Annotated in this window: 13 protein-coding genes; 3 read left to right on the top strand and 10 right to left on the bottom strand. The window is 55.0% G+C overall.

Annotation, left to right across the window (positions count from 1 at the left end; genetic code table 11):
- Positions 1–7: 7 nt before the first annotated feature.
- Entirely contained in the window at positions 8–862 is an 855-nt protein-coding gene (locus AC6I7A_RS18935; RefSeq protein WP_009088034.1) for an MIP/aquaporin family protein, read from the bottom strand.
- A gap of 405 nt (positions 863–1267) precedes the next feature.
- Here AC6I7A_RS18935 and zapB point away from each other — a divergent pair, with 405 nt between their 5' ends.
- The gene (gene zapB, locus AC6I7A_RS18930) at positions 1268–1507 is read left to right on the top strand and encodes a cell division protein ZapB (RefSeq protein ID WP_003851242.1); all 240 of its coding nucleotides are present in this window, start codon (positions 1268–1270) and stop codon (positions 1505–1507) included.
- 71 nt (positions 1508–1578) lie between these two features.
- On the opposite strand, the gene rraA is transcribed toward zapB, so the two are convergent.
- From rraA to priA, 6 genes are all read right to left on the bottom strand, one after another.
- A complete protein-coding gene (gene rraA / locus AC6I7A_RS18925; protein WP_009088032.1) occupies positions 1579–2064 on the bottom strand; it encodes a ribonuclease E activity regulator RraA in 486 nt (161 codons plus the stop codon).
- 158 nt (positions 2065–2222) lie between these two features.
- A complete protein-coding gene (hslU, locus tag AC6I7A_RS18920) occupies positions 2223–3560 on the bottom strand; it encodes an ATP-dependent protease ATPase subunit HslU (RefSeq protein WP_009088030.1) in 1338 nt (445 codons plus the stop codon).
- A 10-nt stretch (positions 3561–3570) separates the two neighbouring features.
- Positions 3571–4101, bottom strand: a complete 531-nt coding sequence (gene hslV, locus AC6I7A_RS18915; RefSeq protein WP_009088029.1) for an ATP-dependent protease subunit HslV — start codon at positions 4099–4101, stop codon at positions 3571–3573.
- A gap of 88 nt (positions 4102–4189) precedes the next feature.
- Positions 4190–5212 carry a cell division protein FtsN gene (gene ftsN, locus AC6I7A_RS18910; RefSeq protein WP_058957356.1) on the bottom strand — a complete coding sequence of 341 codons (1023 nt, stop codon included), beginning with the start codon at positions 5210–5212 and terminating at the stop codon, positions 4190–4192.
- A 152-nt stretch (positions 5213–5364) separates the two neighbouring features.
- The gene (cytR, locus tag AC6I7A_RS18905) at positions 5365–6402 is read right to left on the bottom strand and encodes a DNA-binding transcriptional regulator CytR (RefSeq protein WP_009088024.1); all 1038 of its coding nucleotides are present in this window, start codon (positions 6400–6402) and stop codon (positions 5365–5367) included.
- A 162-nt stretch (positions 6403–6564) separates the two neighbouring features.
- Positions 6565–8760, bottom strand: a complete 2196-nt coding sequence (gene priA / locus AC6I7A_RS18900; protein WP_058957355.1) for a primosomal protein N' — start codon at positions 8758–8760, stop codon at positions 6565–6567.
- A 226-nt stretch (positions 8761–8986) separates the two neighbouring features.
- Between priA and rpmE the strand changes: the two genes are divergently transcribed.
- Positions 8987–9202 (top strand): 50S ribosomal protein L31, encoded by a 216-nt coding sequence (gene rpmE, locus AC6I7A_RS18895; RefSeq protein WP_003851227.1) that lies wholly within the window; start codon positions 8987–8989, stop codon positions 9200–9202.
- A 76-nt stretch (positions 9203–9278) separates the two neighbouring features.
- On the opposite strand, the gene AC6I7A_RS18890 is transcribed toward rpmE, so the two are convergent.
- From AC6I7A_RS18890 to metJ, 3 genes are all read right to left on the bottom strand, one after another.
- Positions 9279–10868, bottom strand: a complete 1590-nt coding sequence (locus AC6I7A_RS18890) for a filamentous hemagglutinin N-terminal domain-containing protein (protein WP_058957354.1) — start codon at positions 10866–10868, stop codon at positions 9279–9281.
- A gap of 62 nt (positions 10869–10930) precedes the next feature.
- A complete protein-coding gene (locus AC6I7A_RS18885) occupies positions 10931–12535 on the bottom strand; it encodes a ShlB/FhaC/HecB family hemolysin secretion/activation protein (protein WP_230200852.1) in 1605 nt (534 codons plus the stop codon).
- A gap of 401 nt (positions 12536–12936) precedes the next feature.
- Entirely contained in the window at positions 12937–13254 is a 318-nt protein-coding gene (gene metJ, locus AC6I7A_RS18880; RefSeq protein ID WP_009088019.1) for a met regulon transcriptional regulator MetJ, read from the bottom strand.
- A 273-nt stretch (positions 13255–13527) separates the two neighbouring features.
- Between metJ and metB the strand changes: the two genes are divergently transcribed.
- Positions 13528–14688, top strand: a complete 1161-nt coding sequence (gene metB / locus AC6I7A_RS18875; protein ID WP_009088017.1) for a cystathionine gamma-synthase — start codon at positions 13528–13530, stop codon at positions 14686–14688.
- The last annotated feature ends 1 nt before the right edge of the window (position 14689 follow it).

Raw genomic sequence — 14689 nt, 5'->3', positions numbered from 1 at the left:
GTGAAACTTACGCTTTACGCTGCTGAGCGCGTGCAACCGGTTTGTCTGCAGGAACACTGGCAGGTTCCTTCGCGGTGCCTGGCAGATAGCGGCCAATCAGTGCGCGATAACCTACGGCACCCAGGCAGGCACCGACCAGCGGACCAAAAATCGGTACGAGGAAGTAAGGGATGTCACGACCGCCGGTGAAGGCAACGTTACCCCAGCCTGCCAGCCATGCGAAAATCTTCGGTCCGAAATCACGTGCCGGGTTCAGGGCAAAGCCGGTCAGCGGACCCATTGCGCCACCAATTACCGCGACCAGCAGGCCGATCAGCAGGGGTGCCAGTGGGCCGCGTGGGATGCCGTTACCGTCATCCGTCAGACCCATAATGACCGCCATCAGTACCGCCGTGATGACCATCTCAACCAGGAATGCCTGACCGACACCGATGTGCGGGTTAGGATAGGTTGAGAAGATGCCCGCCAGGTCGAGACTCTCAACCGTGCCGCGCACCATCTGATGGCTCTGCTCATAGTCAATAAAGAGGCTGTAGTAGAGGCCATAGACCAGCGCTGCGGCACAAAAGGCACCGGCAACCTGTGAGATGATGTAAGGCAGAACTTTACGTCCTTCAAAATTAGCAAACAGGCAGAGCGCCACGGTAATGGCCGGGTTCAGGTGCGCACCCGAAATGCCTGCGGTGAGGTAGGCGGCCATGGAAACGCCCAGCCCCCAGATGATGCAGATTTCCCACTGACCGAATGCGGCACCGGCGAGTTTCAGTGCGGCCACACAGCCCGCGCCGAAGAAAATAATCAAGCCTGTCCCCAGAAATTCGGCAATACACTGACCTTTGAGCGTGTTAGTTGTCTGACTCATAATAGTGGTTCCTGAAGCGAGGTTAAATTTTATCAGTTTTTGTTCTCATTCCATGAGTCGCCCAGCTTTATTGTAGGGTTGGTGTGAATTTATCGTTAACGAACATAAACGAGAAATAGCGAAATCATTTTTTGTGTACTGTGTCATAAAAATGCGCGTTTTCGCGTATTCCGGCTTTCTTTCGCCCTTAAATGCGCCGGATAGCGGGCGTGGCGGAGAGATCTCTGTGTGCCGTTGATCTGAGCACAGCATAAATTCAGGCATAGACTGAAAAGTGTTACAGACTACGCCCGACGCGCCCGCGTTGCTGGACTTGCGGGGTGAGGGTACATACAATCGGGACAACGTTGCTGGCTAGCGCTGGCATCATCAACGCCTTGCAGGAATTTAGGAGAGGTCAGAAAGATGTCATTTGAAGTGTTTGAGAAACTGGAAGCGAAAGTACAGCAGGCGATTGATACCATCACCCTGTTGCAGATGGAAATCGAAGAGCTGAAAGAGCAGAACAACTCACTGCGTAACGATGCGCAACAAGTCGCGGGCAACCACGATGCGCTGATGCGTGAAAATCAGCACCTGAAAGAAGAGCAGCACGTCTGGCAGGAACGTCTGCGCGCACTGCTGGGAAAAATGGAAGAGGTTTGAAGCCTCAGCTGATGTGAAAAACGGGTGCTCAGGCACCCGTTTTCATGTCTGCTCCCGGTTGCTGTCGGACCTTATTCGAGGTCCAGCGCATCCTCTGACAGAATGATACCGGTATTGTCGGCATAGAGATGGTCACCGGAAAAGAAGGTCACGCCGCCGAAATTGACGCGCACATCGCTTTCGCCAATCCCTTCACCCGCCGCGCCGGCCGGAATGGCGGCAATCGCCTGAATGCCAATTTCCAGCTCTTCCAGCTCGTCAACCTGACGTACTGACCCGTAGATGACCAGGCCTTCCCACTCGTTAGTGGCTGCCAGACGTGCCAGTTGCGCATCCACCAGCGCCCGACGCACGGAACCGCCGCCATCAATCACCAGCACCCGACCGCGGCCATTTTCTTCCAGCAGGTCGTAGAGTAAGCCGTTGTCTTCAAAGCATTTCACTGTGGTAATCTGACCACCGAATGAAGTGCGCCCACCAAAGTTTGAAAAAAGCGGTTCAACAACATTCACTTCTTCATGGTAGATATCGCAGAGTTCAGATGTATCGTATTTCATAAGGGTTTCGTCTGTTTGCCACAGGAATGCTAAGTATATCGCTATATGCAGATTGTTGGCAAAATCATCACCCTGAAAAAAGCATCGTTCGATCAAGAACATGCATAAAAAAGCCCAGCCGGTTCGGCTGGGCTTCTGAAAAGTGCGACATCCGTGAATCAGAGAATGAAGCGGCTCAGGTCTTCGTCAGCCACCAGTTCATCCAGATGTTTACCCACATAGTCAGCATCGATGGTGACCGATTCACCGTGACGATCGCTGGCGTCATAGGAGATATCCTCCATCAGACGTTCCAGTACGGTATGCAGACGACGCGCACCGATGTTTTCGGTGGTTTCGTTAACCTGCCATGCGGCCTCAGCGATCCGGCGGATACCATCCTCGGTGAACTCAATATTCACGCCTTCGGTATTCATCAGCGCTTTGTACTGCACGGTTACAGACGCGTTAGGCTCTGTCAGAATGCGCTCGAAATCATTCACGGTCAGCGCCTGCAGTTCAACGCGGATAGGCAGACGGCCCTGCAGTTCCGGGATTAAATCGGACGGGCTGGCAACCTGGAACGCCCCCGAAGCGATAAACAGAATGTGGTCCGTTTTCACCATACCGTGCTTGGTTGAGACCGTGCAGCCTTCCACCAGCGGCAGCAGGTCGCGCTGAACGCCTTCGCGTGACACATCCGGACCGCCAGCATTCTGGCCGCCGCGCTTACAGATTTTGTCGATCTCATCGATAAACACGATACCGTGCTGCTCGACGGCATCGATGGCGTCCTGTTTAAGCTCTTCCGGATTCACCAGTTTTGCCGCTTCTTCTTCGATCAGCAGCTTCATCGCTTCTTTGATCTTCAGCTTGCGAGGTTTCTGCTTCTGGCCGCCGAGGTTCTGGAACATCGACTGCAGCTGGCTGGTCATCTCTTCCATTCCCGGAGGCGCCATGATTTCGACGCCCGGGCCGCTTGCAGCCAGGTCGATCTCAATCTCTTTGTCATCCAGCTGGCCTTCGCGCAGTTTTTTACGGAACGACTGGCGCGCCGCAGAAGGTTCCGCGCTCTGCTCTGACTGGCCCCAGTTGTTTTTGGCTGGCGGAATCAGAACATCCAGGATGCGCTCTTCCGCCATCTCTTCTGCACGGTATTTGTTCTTTTCAATCGCCTGGCTGCGCACCATCTTAATGGCGGAGTCGGTCAGGTCGCGAATGATCGAATCGACTTCCTTACCGACATAACCCACTTCGGTAAATTTGGTCGCCTCGACCTTGATAAAGGGCGCATTCGCCAGTTTAGCCAGACGACGGGCGATCTCTGTTTTACCGACACCGGTCGGTCCGATCATCAGGATGTTTTTCGGAGTCACTTCATGGCGCAGCTCTTCATCCAGCTGCATGCGACGCCAGCGGTTGCGCAGTGCAATAGCCACGGCGCGCTTGGCGCTGTCCTGGCCGATAATAAAGCGGTTCAGTTCGCTGACGATTTCGCGTGGAGTCATCTCAGACATAGTTATACCTTTACGCCCTGGAGGTTAATTCTTCGAAATTAACGTTATGGTTAGTGTAGATGCAGATATCGCCTGCGATGTTCAGCGACTTCTCAACGATGTCGCGCGCGCCCATGTCGGTATTCTCCAGCAGCGCACGTGCCGCGGCCTGGGCGAAAGGTCCGCCGGAGCCGATGGCAATCAGATCGTTTTCAGGCTGAATTACATCACCATTACCGCTGATGATCAGTGAGGCGGACTCATCCGCGACCGCCAGCAGGGCTTCAAGCCGACGCAGCATACGGTCAGTACGCCAGTCTTTAGCCAGTTCCACCGCGGCTTTCACCAGGTGGCCCTGATGCATTTCCAGTTTACGTTCGAAAAGCTCAAACAGGGTGAAGGCGTCTGCGGTGCCGCCAGCAAATCCGGCAATCACCTTATCGTTGTATAAACGACGCACTTTTTTAACGTTGCCTTTCATCACGGTATTGCCGAGCGTAGCCTGGCCATCACCGCCAATCACTACCTGGCCGTTGCGTCGTACACTTACTATTGTTGTCACGGGCAGACCCCTTGTTGCAGTCGGAAAAGGACTCCGCGCACGGGGCGCGGAGTATCATGCAACAGATATGGGGCGGGTTTGACGGGTTTCAACCCCCGATTGAGAGGGGAATGCAGCCGGAGTGGCCGGAACTGCGCAGACGCTTCAGTGTGCTGTCCGCAGAGGCGCGATCTTTATACGGACCAATCACCACGCGATTCCAGCCGCCACCGGTCGTAATGCGGCTTTCAAATCCTTCAAAGGCTAAACCGGCACGCACTGACTCCGCCTGGTCGGTGCCTTTGAATGACCCGCACTGTACCATCCAGCGCTGCGAAGAGGCTTTCTCCGCCGGTTTCGCTTTCGCGGTCTCCTGCGGTTTTGACTGCACCTCGGGTTCCCGCGTAACTGGCGCAGGCTGCGTCTGGCGCTGAACATTTTGCTGCTGCTGCTGCTGCTGCTGCTGCTGACGTTGCTGCTGTAACTGCAGCTGCTGCTGACGCTGCTGTTGTTGCTGCAACTGCTGCTGGCGCTGTTGCTGCTGTTGAGCCTGCAACTGCTGACGTTGCTGCTGCAGCTGTTGTTGCTGAACCTGCTGCTGCTGACGTTGCTGCTGTTGCTGGAACTGCTGCTGCTGGCGTTGCAGCTGCTGTAACTGCTGCTGATGCTGCAGCGTCTGCTGACGTTGCGCCGGTGTCTGTTCGTTCCACGGCACTTCGTTCAGCTGCGTTGGCTGCTGGCGCATATCCGCCTGCATCTGCTCCAGCAGCTGGCGCTGCTCGTCAGTCAGCTGCGTCTGCGACTTCACCTCGCCACCCGAAGAGGGTTCGATAGGGGTCGGCACGGTAACCTGACGGTTCTCCAGCTCTTTAATATATTTCCAGCGCTCTTCGGGCTTCGGCGGTAAGCCATTGCCGTTGGCTTTATGATCCGTAATGACCGGCACGTCCTCTTTCTTGTGATGCGCCAGGAACCATAAACCACCGGCAAAGGTCACCAGCACGGCGACCGCCAGTACAATCATCAGTTTGGATGTTCCCGAACCGCCTTTGCTCTTCTTGCCGCGGCTGGGGCTTTTTTTGCGACGCGTCCCTGTTGAACGCCCGCGGCCTACGTAATCTTTTTGTGCCACTCTCGTTCTTATACCCTTCAAAAATAGTGCCAGATGGGCGAAATGATGATTTTTACGCGCCCGGCAAGGAGTCCGCCATGTTACTCAAGGGTCGGAACTTTGACCAGCAGTGTTCGCTTTAAGAATCTACTGAAAAAGCGCGGCGAATACGCTTATTTTTCACGCTTTTTTGCGCGCGCCGTGCTGCCCCGAATGGTCAGACCCGCGTCCAGTAGCCGCGAACCGCTGATGACCCGTTTGCCATTCAGCTCATCCAGCAGCAGCAGCATCGCTTCCCGGCCGATCTGATAGCGCGGCTGGGTAACAGTAGTCAGCGGCGGCTCGCAGTAGCGCGACAACTCGATGTCATCAAATCCCACCACAGAGAGATCGTCAGGTATCCGCAGCCCGCAGCGTCGGGCCTGATTCATTGCTCCGAGCGCCATAATGTCGCTGTGGCAGAACAGCGCGCGCGGTGGCTGCGGCAGGGTCATCAGCTGATTCATCGCGGCAACGCCCGCTTCAAAGGTGAAATCGCCGCGCACAATATAGGTGGGATCGACCGTCAGGCCACTGCGCCGCATCGCCTGGACATAGCCCTGTAACCGATACTGACAGAGCGGCATCTCTTCCGGCCCGGCGATGCAGGCAATCTGTGTGTGACCTAACTGCAGCAGATGATTAACCGCTTCAAACGCGGCGGTCAGGTTGTCGATGTGCACCGAGGGCAGTGACATTTCGGGCGCAAACTCATTCGCCATCACCATCGGCGGCAGGTTGCGCTGCTCATCAATGCCAGCATCGAAGGGCAACTGTGAGCCCAGCAGGACCATGCCATCTATCTGGCGTGTCACCATCAGGTTGAGAAAGGTTCGCTCCTGCTGATTCTGATGGGCGCAGTCGCCAATCAGCACCAGATAACCCTCTTCGGCTGCCGTGACTTCAATGCCGCGGATGATTTCACTGAAGAAGGGATCGCAGATATCAGGGACAATGACGAGGATGGTTCGGGTCTCATTGCGACGCGCGTTGCGTGTTGGACCATGTGCTGCATAGCCGACGGCGGCAACAGCCTGTTCGACTTTCTGTCGGGTGGCCGCAGAAACTTTCTCCGGATTCATCAGCGCACGCGATACGGTGGCGGTTGAGACACCCGCATGTTCCGCGACATCCTTCATCGTGGCGGCGGGCGGTTGTTGATTCTGCTCCAACACATGCTCCTGACGCATTATGGCGTGTTCGATTCTGTTTTTGCCTGCTCAGAGGCAAACCAGCCACATTGTTAACGATTGCGTGGCTGGTTGTTACTTAATTTGCATAAAAATTGTGACTTATGCGACATTTTTCGATCTGGCTCGCAACGTCAGCGGAGATCAGCTCTCGGTAGGGTCAATATCCAGCGTCCATTTCACTTTGCGCGCGGCGGGCAGGGTGGAAATCAGCGGTAGCGAACTGCTCAGCAACTGCTGCAGACGCTGCCGGGAAGGGTGCTGAACCAGCAGTTGCCAGCGCCAGCGGCCGCTGCGTTTTGGCTGCAGGGCCGGGACCGGCCCCATAAACCACATGGCCTGATCGTTGAGTGGACTGGCCTCCAGCAGGTTACGAAGCTGTTGCAGAAATTCAGCTGCCTGCTGATTATCCATATCTTCAGCGCGAAACAGCGCATGGCGGCTCCAGGGCGGCAGGTGAACCGCCTGGCGCTCCAGCAGTGCCTGCTGCGCAAACGCCGTATAGCCCTGGTGCAGCAGGGTCTGAAGCAGCGGATGTTCCGGATGGTGGGTCTGCAGCAGGACTTCGCCCTGCTTACCGGCACGCCCGGCACGGCCGGCGACCTGGGTGTAGAGCTGAGCAAAGCGCTCCGCCGCCCGGAAATCGGCGGAAAACAGCGCCCCATCGACATCCAGTAGCGACACCAGCGTCACGTCAGGGAAGTGGTGGCCCTTCGCCAGCATTTGAGTACCAACCAGAATGCGCGCGCCTCCGCGATGCACATCGGCCAGATGCTGCTCCAGCGCCCCTTTACGGCTGGTGGTATCACGATCGATTCGCGACACCGGCACGCCAGGGAACAGCGTGCCGAGCTGCTGTTCCAGCTGTTCCGTGCCGACACCGACCGGCAGCAGGTGAGTTGAGCCACATTGCGGGCACTGATGAGGAAGCGGACGCTGGCTGTCGCAGTGGTGGCAGCGCAGCTGGCGATGATGCTGATGCAGCGTGTAGTAGCGGTCACAGCGGTGACACTCGGCAATCCAGCCGCAGTCGTGACAGAGCAGGGCGGGCGAAAAGCCGCGGCGGTTAAGAAACAGCAGCACCTGATTATCCGCCTGCAGATGCTGACGCATTTTGCCAATCAGGCCCGGTGCCAGGCCGCCGATCAACTGCACACCTTTTAAGTCGATCAGCTGTTGCAGCGCCGGTCTGGCATTGCCTGCGCGTTTTGTCAGGTCGAGCTGGCGATACTTGCCGCTGCGCACATTGTGCAGCGTCTCCAGCGCGGGCGTCGCCGAACCCATTACAATCGGGATATTTTCTTCATGGGCGCGAAACACAGCCAGATCGCGCGCCTGATAGCGCCAGCCCTCCTGCTGCTTGTAAGAGCTGTCGTGCTCTTCATCAATGATGATGACCCCCGGTCGGGCCAGCGGGGTAAACAGCGCCGAGCGGGTGCCAATCACAATCGCCGTTTCCCCGCGCCGCGCACGTAACCAGACGGCCAGCCGCTCACTGTCGTTTAAGGCGGAGTGCAGCACGTCAATCGGCGCATCAAAACGCTCCCGGAAACGGGCAATGGTCTGCGGGGTCAGGCCGATCTCCGGGACCAGCACCAGCGCCTGTTTTCCCCGAGCCAGCACATTCTCCAGCACGCTGAGGTAGACCTCCGTTTTGCCGGAACCGGTGATGCCCGCCAGCAGCCAGGCGGCGTAATGTTCGTCATCTGCCCGAATTGCACCGACCGCCATCGCCTGATCGGTATTCAGACGCAGGCGTTCGCCTTTAACGGCGAAGGTGGTTCGCCAGTCGTGCCGCTGCGGCTGATGCTCATACAGCTCGCACAGCCCTTTGGCGCGCAGAGCCTGAAGCGTCGCCTCCGTCAGGTCGTGTTCGCTGACCTGATGGCGATAGAGCGGCTGCTGACGCAGGGCAGCCAGCGCCTGCTGCTGTTTGGGTGCGCGTTTTAAACTCTCCGGCGTGGTCGCCCGGCCCTGCTCGGTAATTTCCCAGCGCCATAATGGGTTATCCTGCGCGGGTTTGCCCTGACGCAGCAGCACCGGAATGGCATGGTTCAGCACTTCGCCCAGGGGAGAGTGATAGTAGCTGGCGGCCCAGTTAAGGATGCGCCACAGCGAAGAGGGATAGAGTGACTCGCTATCCAGCACCTCAATGACGCGCTTGAGCTGTCCTTCGGGCAGATCGCTGCTCTCACGCAGGGCGACCACAATGCCGATCATCCTGCGATTGCCAAAGGGCACACTTACGCGACCACCAATGATCGGCTGCGCGCCCTGTGGCGGCAGATAATCAAACAGGCGGGGCAAGGGGACGGGCAGGGCAACCTGGACAACGGGCATAACTCTCTCTTTCCGGCTCGGGCATCGGGAGGGCTAGTGTACACGCTGTACCCGGATGGCGGGTATCCCAGGATAAATTTGCAGCAATGATAACTTCTCTGTATAATATGCCGCCTTCGGTGAGAAAGACCTTGCCGGAGTACACCCTATAATGTTCAACCGCGTGTGGTGCTGTGCAGGTTTACGCCTGGCACGGAGAGCGACACGGCCTTCTATGAGGTTTCCCATGAAACAAGGTATTCACCCGAAATACGAAGCAGTTACTATTAAATGTACCTGCGGCAACGAGATCCACACCCGTTCAACACTGACTCACGAACTGAACCTGGACGTCTGTGGTAAATGCCACCCGTTCTATACCGGTAAGCAGCGTGAAGTGGCAACTGGTGGCCGTGTTGACCGCTTTAACAAGCGTTTCAGCGTGCCAGGCGCTAAAAAATAAGATTAAAAGGCACCTGAACCTGCGGGTTCGGCGGCAACAAAAAACCCAGCCTCGGCTGGGTTTTTTTATGGCCCGGTTACAGGCTGGAGTCTGTTTCAGGCTTGTTCAGCTCCAGAAGCTGCGTGGTGTAATCACCATCTAAATCAGCAATGGTAGTGATCTTAGGGGCTGAAATCGAAATTTTATCCGCTTTCATGGTGCCCTGCCTGCACAATAACCACAGCCGGCAGGATGTGTTACTGATTTTCCCATCCGTTGTCAGCGCCAGGGTTGCCGCCTTCAGGGTACCCTTATTAGAAATTCCACTTTTACCGGTCACGCTTAACCGCTCAGTCGCCTGCATCACACCCTGATTGCTGAAGTCGTCAGAAACGAGAGAGGCATTCTGCGCTGTGAGGGTTCCGGCGTTAGAGACAGTTACGGCAGAAACAGAGGCTGTGCTCTGTGCGGTAACATCGCCTGACCGGAGGCTGACCTCTTTAACGGCGTATAAGCCAATAGTGTCCGCCTGAATCGAGCCGGAGTTAATCAGGCTGGTGTTGGCGACAGGCGTGATAACGCCATTCACCGTGCTGTAGCCGGTCTGCATTGTCAGGGCTCCAGCCGTGCTGATGGTGCCTTTATTTTCGATATCTCCCGCCAGCGAAAAAATGCTGACGGTGCCATCGCCACTGATCTGCCCTTTTTCGTTGTTAGTCACTTTTCCATAACTCACGATGCTGGCGTAATTGGTGGCTTTAACAGTGCCTTCATTCGTGAATGTATTTGTTGTCTGCAGAGCAGCCTGGCTGGCAGAAAGCGTCCCTTTGTTCGTCATGCTGCCGCTGGCTGCGATGCTCATCACGCCAGCGTCAAGCGTTCCGTTGTTGGTTAACGTGCCATTGGTTGAGATATACAGGCTGTTGGCATTCAGGACGCCATTGTTGTTGACGCCCGCACCGGCTTCCGTGGTTTGCAGCTGGATCAGGCCTGCTGTTGCTCCGCCCAGCGCGCTGACATCGATGCTGTTGCCGCCAGTCCGGCCTGTCGTGCTGGCTGTGGCCTGACCCGAGGCCCTGTTATAGGTGTATTTACCGGCAATCGCTTTCAGCTGGGTTGTCTCAACTTTGCCATTGAGCGTAATTTTCTGCGCCAGCAGGTCCGTATAATCGGCGCCTGTCAGCCCTTTGCCTTTAACCGTAAGGGTGCCTTTCGTCACATTAAAGCCCGTCAGTGCACCATCGGTTAAAACTGGCGTGCCGGTGGTCAGGGTGGCGCGTCCGGTATTGATAAAATTACAGCCGGAACAGGTGATCCCGTTTGGGTTGGCGATAATGACATCGGCCTTCTGACCTGCGACTTCAATAAAGCCGTTCAGTGAAGAAGCTTTATTTGAGATGACCTCGTTCAGAATCAGACTGGCTGAGCTATTCAGATTGCTGTTCCGGGCAATATTACCACTGTCGCGAACCATATCTGTGGTGCTGTTATTCAGTACCAACCCCTTTTCGGAGACGTTGAAGCTCTGATACATATTATGTGACAGACCATTCGCATCCGGCTGATTAATATCCACCACGGTCGAACCATTTGCATGCTGATAACTGTTCAGTGCAGAAAGCGCAGGCTGACTACACAGGGTGGCGAGCGTCGCCAGGAATAGCAGATTAAACTTATGCGTATTCATTTTTTTCCTCTGGATGTGTGTGTTTATTTTCAAACTCTTTTTATTTAACGCTTTACTTCTTACTAATATTTCCACTGCAGTGAAAAACCGAGCGTAACGGGATCGGTGTGGAAAGCCTGGGGTTTTTTAACCGGGGTGCCGGCAAAAAGATCAAAACGTGTTTTCAGGAATGTTCCCCGCAGGCCAGCCACGCTGCCTGTAACAGTTTTTCCGGCATATTCCTGCTGGCTGCTATTACCGTAGACCTGGCCTGCGTCAATACCGATATAAGGCTGAACCGGTTTGTCAGGGAAAATCCAGCTGATATCGTTGCGCCAGAACCAGCCTTTATTATCCTGAAGCGCGTATTCGCCATCGAAGCCACGAACCGTCCAGCGGTTTGCCAGCGAAAAGCGATTCAGCGAAGAGAGGGTGTCGGGTGAATATTGCACACTGACATGGGGTGAGTAGTTCAGCCAGTTATCTCCTAACTGGAAATTAACCGAACCTTTCAGATCCAGCGTCATAATCCGGCCCTGCGTATCAATGAGCCGATACGTCTGTTCAACGGTATGGCTGCTGTTAAACCAGGGCATCTTCCGTTGATAGCTCAGGGTCGTCGTCAGCGCCGCGTTATCGTCATGCATCTCATGCTGCAGCAACGCTTTCCAGCCCGCACTTTTTTTATGCATGCTGATGAGGTCCCGGTCATTAAGTGAATAACGCGATGACGTGTTGAAGATTTGCAGGCCAGCTGTGGTGGTCTGAAAGAGGGTTCGCGAAAGCAGTCGGTTGAGCTGCGCACTGTAGTAGCTGTTCTCATTATCCAGTGCCCATTCTGACCAGTTTCCGGTCAGGCGTTGCTGATAATGACTCTGGCTGGCATAGAGATCGAGCCACCAGAAACCCCATGGCACCGAATAACCCATCGATTTATTATCATTGCCTTTGCGGGTCTGTTTCGGCGCAATATCGTGGCCGTAAGATACGTAAAATATGTCACTTAATGACGCAATGTTGTTTAAATAGAGTGCGGTTCCCCCCTGATAACGCCCCGTCGCCGCCGAGCCGGCATCATTCAGCCAGGCGCTCATCTGCCAGTATTTATCCTGTTCGCGCTGGATAACGATATCGCTTTCACCTTTGCTGCTGCCTGGCAATAACTGAACGTTAACCCGCGATCCCGGGACGCGCTGAAGATTAAGGCTGCCCTGTTCCAGATCGCTGAGTTCGAGCAGATCACCCGCGCTGAACGGCAGGGTACTGGTCAGATTAATGTCGTCGCCACTCGCCTTATTTAGCACGATTTTTCCGACGTGACCGGCATGAATATCAAACGTTAACGTACGGCCCGACAGATTCTGTTCGGGAAAATTAACACGCGTTGTAATATAACCCATCCGGATAATTTCATTCTGCAGCGTTTTAGCGAGAAGTTTTATTCCGTTAATGCCCAGGCACTTCCCTTCTGCCTGTGCGGTAAAATAGCGTAATTTTCTGAGGTGCAGTTTTTTACTGTCCTGATTCAGCGAAATATTATCGATCGGATAGCAATTTTCCTCATGCGGAAACGGAATCGCTTCCGGTCTGAAGTCCTCTTTTTCAGACATGCCAGGCGGCAGGTCAGGCGTTAATTGCGCTTTGCGCTCCCGATCCTGTTGCCGGGCATTAATATTCTCATTTTGCACCGTTATAGCCGGTGCCACGCTGGATGCAGAAGTGAAATAACTGGTTGTGCCGGTGATGAAAAGAATAAAAAAAGTGGGTGCGAAGGATTTTATTTTATATTTGATGCTCATTGGCTTTCCGTGAAATTGTCGCTCTGACAAAATCTTACGGATGCGCATAATAGTGAACAATAGTAATAATTCTATTGTCCGGATAAAACAATATTCTTATTGCAATGGAAATAACGCAATAATAAGGAAAAGAGGGTAGATCTTTCTGATACGTCTGGCAGGCAATATGCAGGCGATGGCGTCAGGCCGGAAGAGATGAGCGTCACAGGGGGCAGAACGGATCAGAAAAGCGGCTCCCTGAGCGGAGCCTGCTTCTCTGCAGCGAGGTCAGGCGACAACGGCGCCGGGGATCAATATTCCCATGTATCCGGATCAACACCCATCTGGCGCATAATTGCTTTCGCTTCTTCCGGGATCTCATCGCTGCGCTCTTTGCGCAGGTCGACGTCATCCGGCAGCGGTTGACCCGTAAAGGCATGTAAAAAGGCTTCGCAAAGCAGCTCGCTGTTGGTGGCGTGACGCAGGTTGTTCACCTGACGACGGGTACGCTCATCCGTTAAAATCTTCAGCACGCTCAAGGGGATAGACACTGTAATCTTCTTGACCTGCTCGCTCTTCTTACCGTGCTCAGCGTACGGGCTGATATATTCGCCGTTCCATTCAGCCATGGGTTACCTTAATTAATAAACGTTAAATGTGAGGAAATCAGCGGATTATGCCTGATTTTTTCCTGCCTGACCCCTGATATGGCGGGTTTTCTTCGTTCACTGCCTCTGTATTTCAGAGAGGAACGCCAGGCGATGACGCATAATTTTAGCGGGTATTGCGTTTCTGCTCAATCTATACGCAAAGACATTTAGATGTCCAGATGTATTGACGTCTAATTAGAGGGTGATATTCTGTGAGCCACATTTTATTCACTTTTCAGGAACAATTCGCTCATGACGCGTAAACCGGCAACCATCGCAGTGCGTAGCGGTTTGAATGATGACGAACAGTATGGCTGCGTTGTCCCGCCTATCCATCTTTCCACAACCTATAACTTCCTGGATTTTAATGAGCCGCGTGCGCATGACTATTCCCGTCGGGGTAACCCCACGCGTGATGTCGTGCAGCGTACGCTGGCGGAACTGGAAGGCGGTGCGGGCGCGGTATTAACCAATACCGGGATGTCGGCGATTCATCTGGTGACGACGGTGTTCCTGAAGCCTGGCGATCTGCTGGTTGCGCCACATGACTGCTATGGCGGCAGCTATCGGCTGTTTGACAGCATGAATAAGCGCGGCGCATATCGGGTGAAATTTGTTGATCAGGGTGATCCGGTGGCACTGCAGGCGGCACTGGATGAGAAACCTAAACTGGTGCTGATCGAAAGCCCCAGCAATCCGCTGCTGCGCGTAGTGGATATCAGCGCGATTTGCACCGCTGCCCGGGCGGCGGGTGCCATCAGCGTGGTGGATAACACCTTTATGAGTCCGGCCCTGCAGAATCCGCTGGCGCTGGGGGCAGACCTGGTGATCCACTCCTGTACAAAATATCTCAACGGTCATTCCGACGTGGTGGCAGGCGCGGTGATTGCTAAAGATCCGCAGCTGGCGACGGACCTGGCCTGGTGGGCAAACAATATTGGCGTCACGGGCGCGGCCTTTGACAGCTACCTGCTGCTGCGCGGGATTCGCACACTTTCACCACGCATCGCAGCGGCGCAGCGCAATGCGCTGGCGATTGTGGAGTATCTGAAGCAGCAGAAACGGGTGAAAAAGTTGTATCATCCTTCGCTGCCGGAGAACGCCGGACACGAACATGCCGTTCGTCAGCAGCGCGGCTTTGGCGCCATGCTGAGTTTCGAGGTTGACGGTGACGAGGCGCTGCTGCGCCGCTTCCTGAAAGCGCTGCGGCTGTTTACGCTGGCGGAATCGCTGGGTGGCGTTGAGAGTCTGATCTCCCACACCGCCACCATGACGCACGCGGGGATGTCGGCAGAGGCACGCGCTGCAGCGGGCATTTCCGATACGCTACTGCGGGTTTCTGTTGGTATTGAAGATCACGAAGATTTAATTGCCGATCTGGATAATGCATTCCGGGTCGCAGCCGAGGGTTAAG

This window comes from Type-F symbiont of Plautia stali, assembly GCF_059731105.1.
This window is presented reverse-complemented; position numbering and strand designations above follow the sequence as displayed.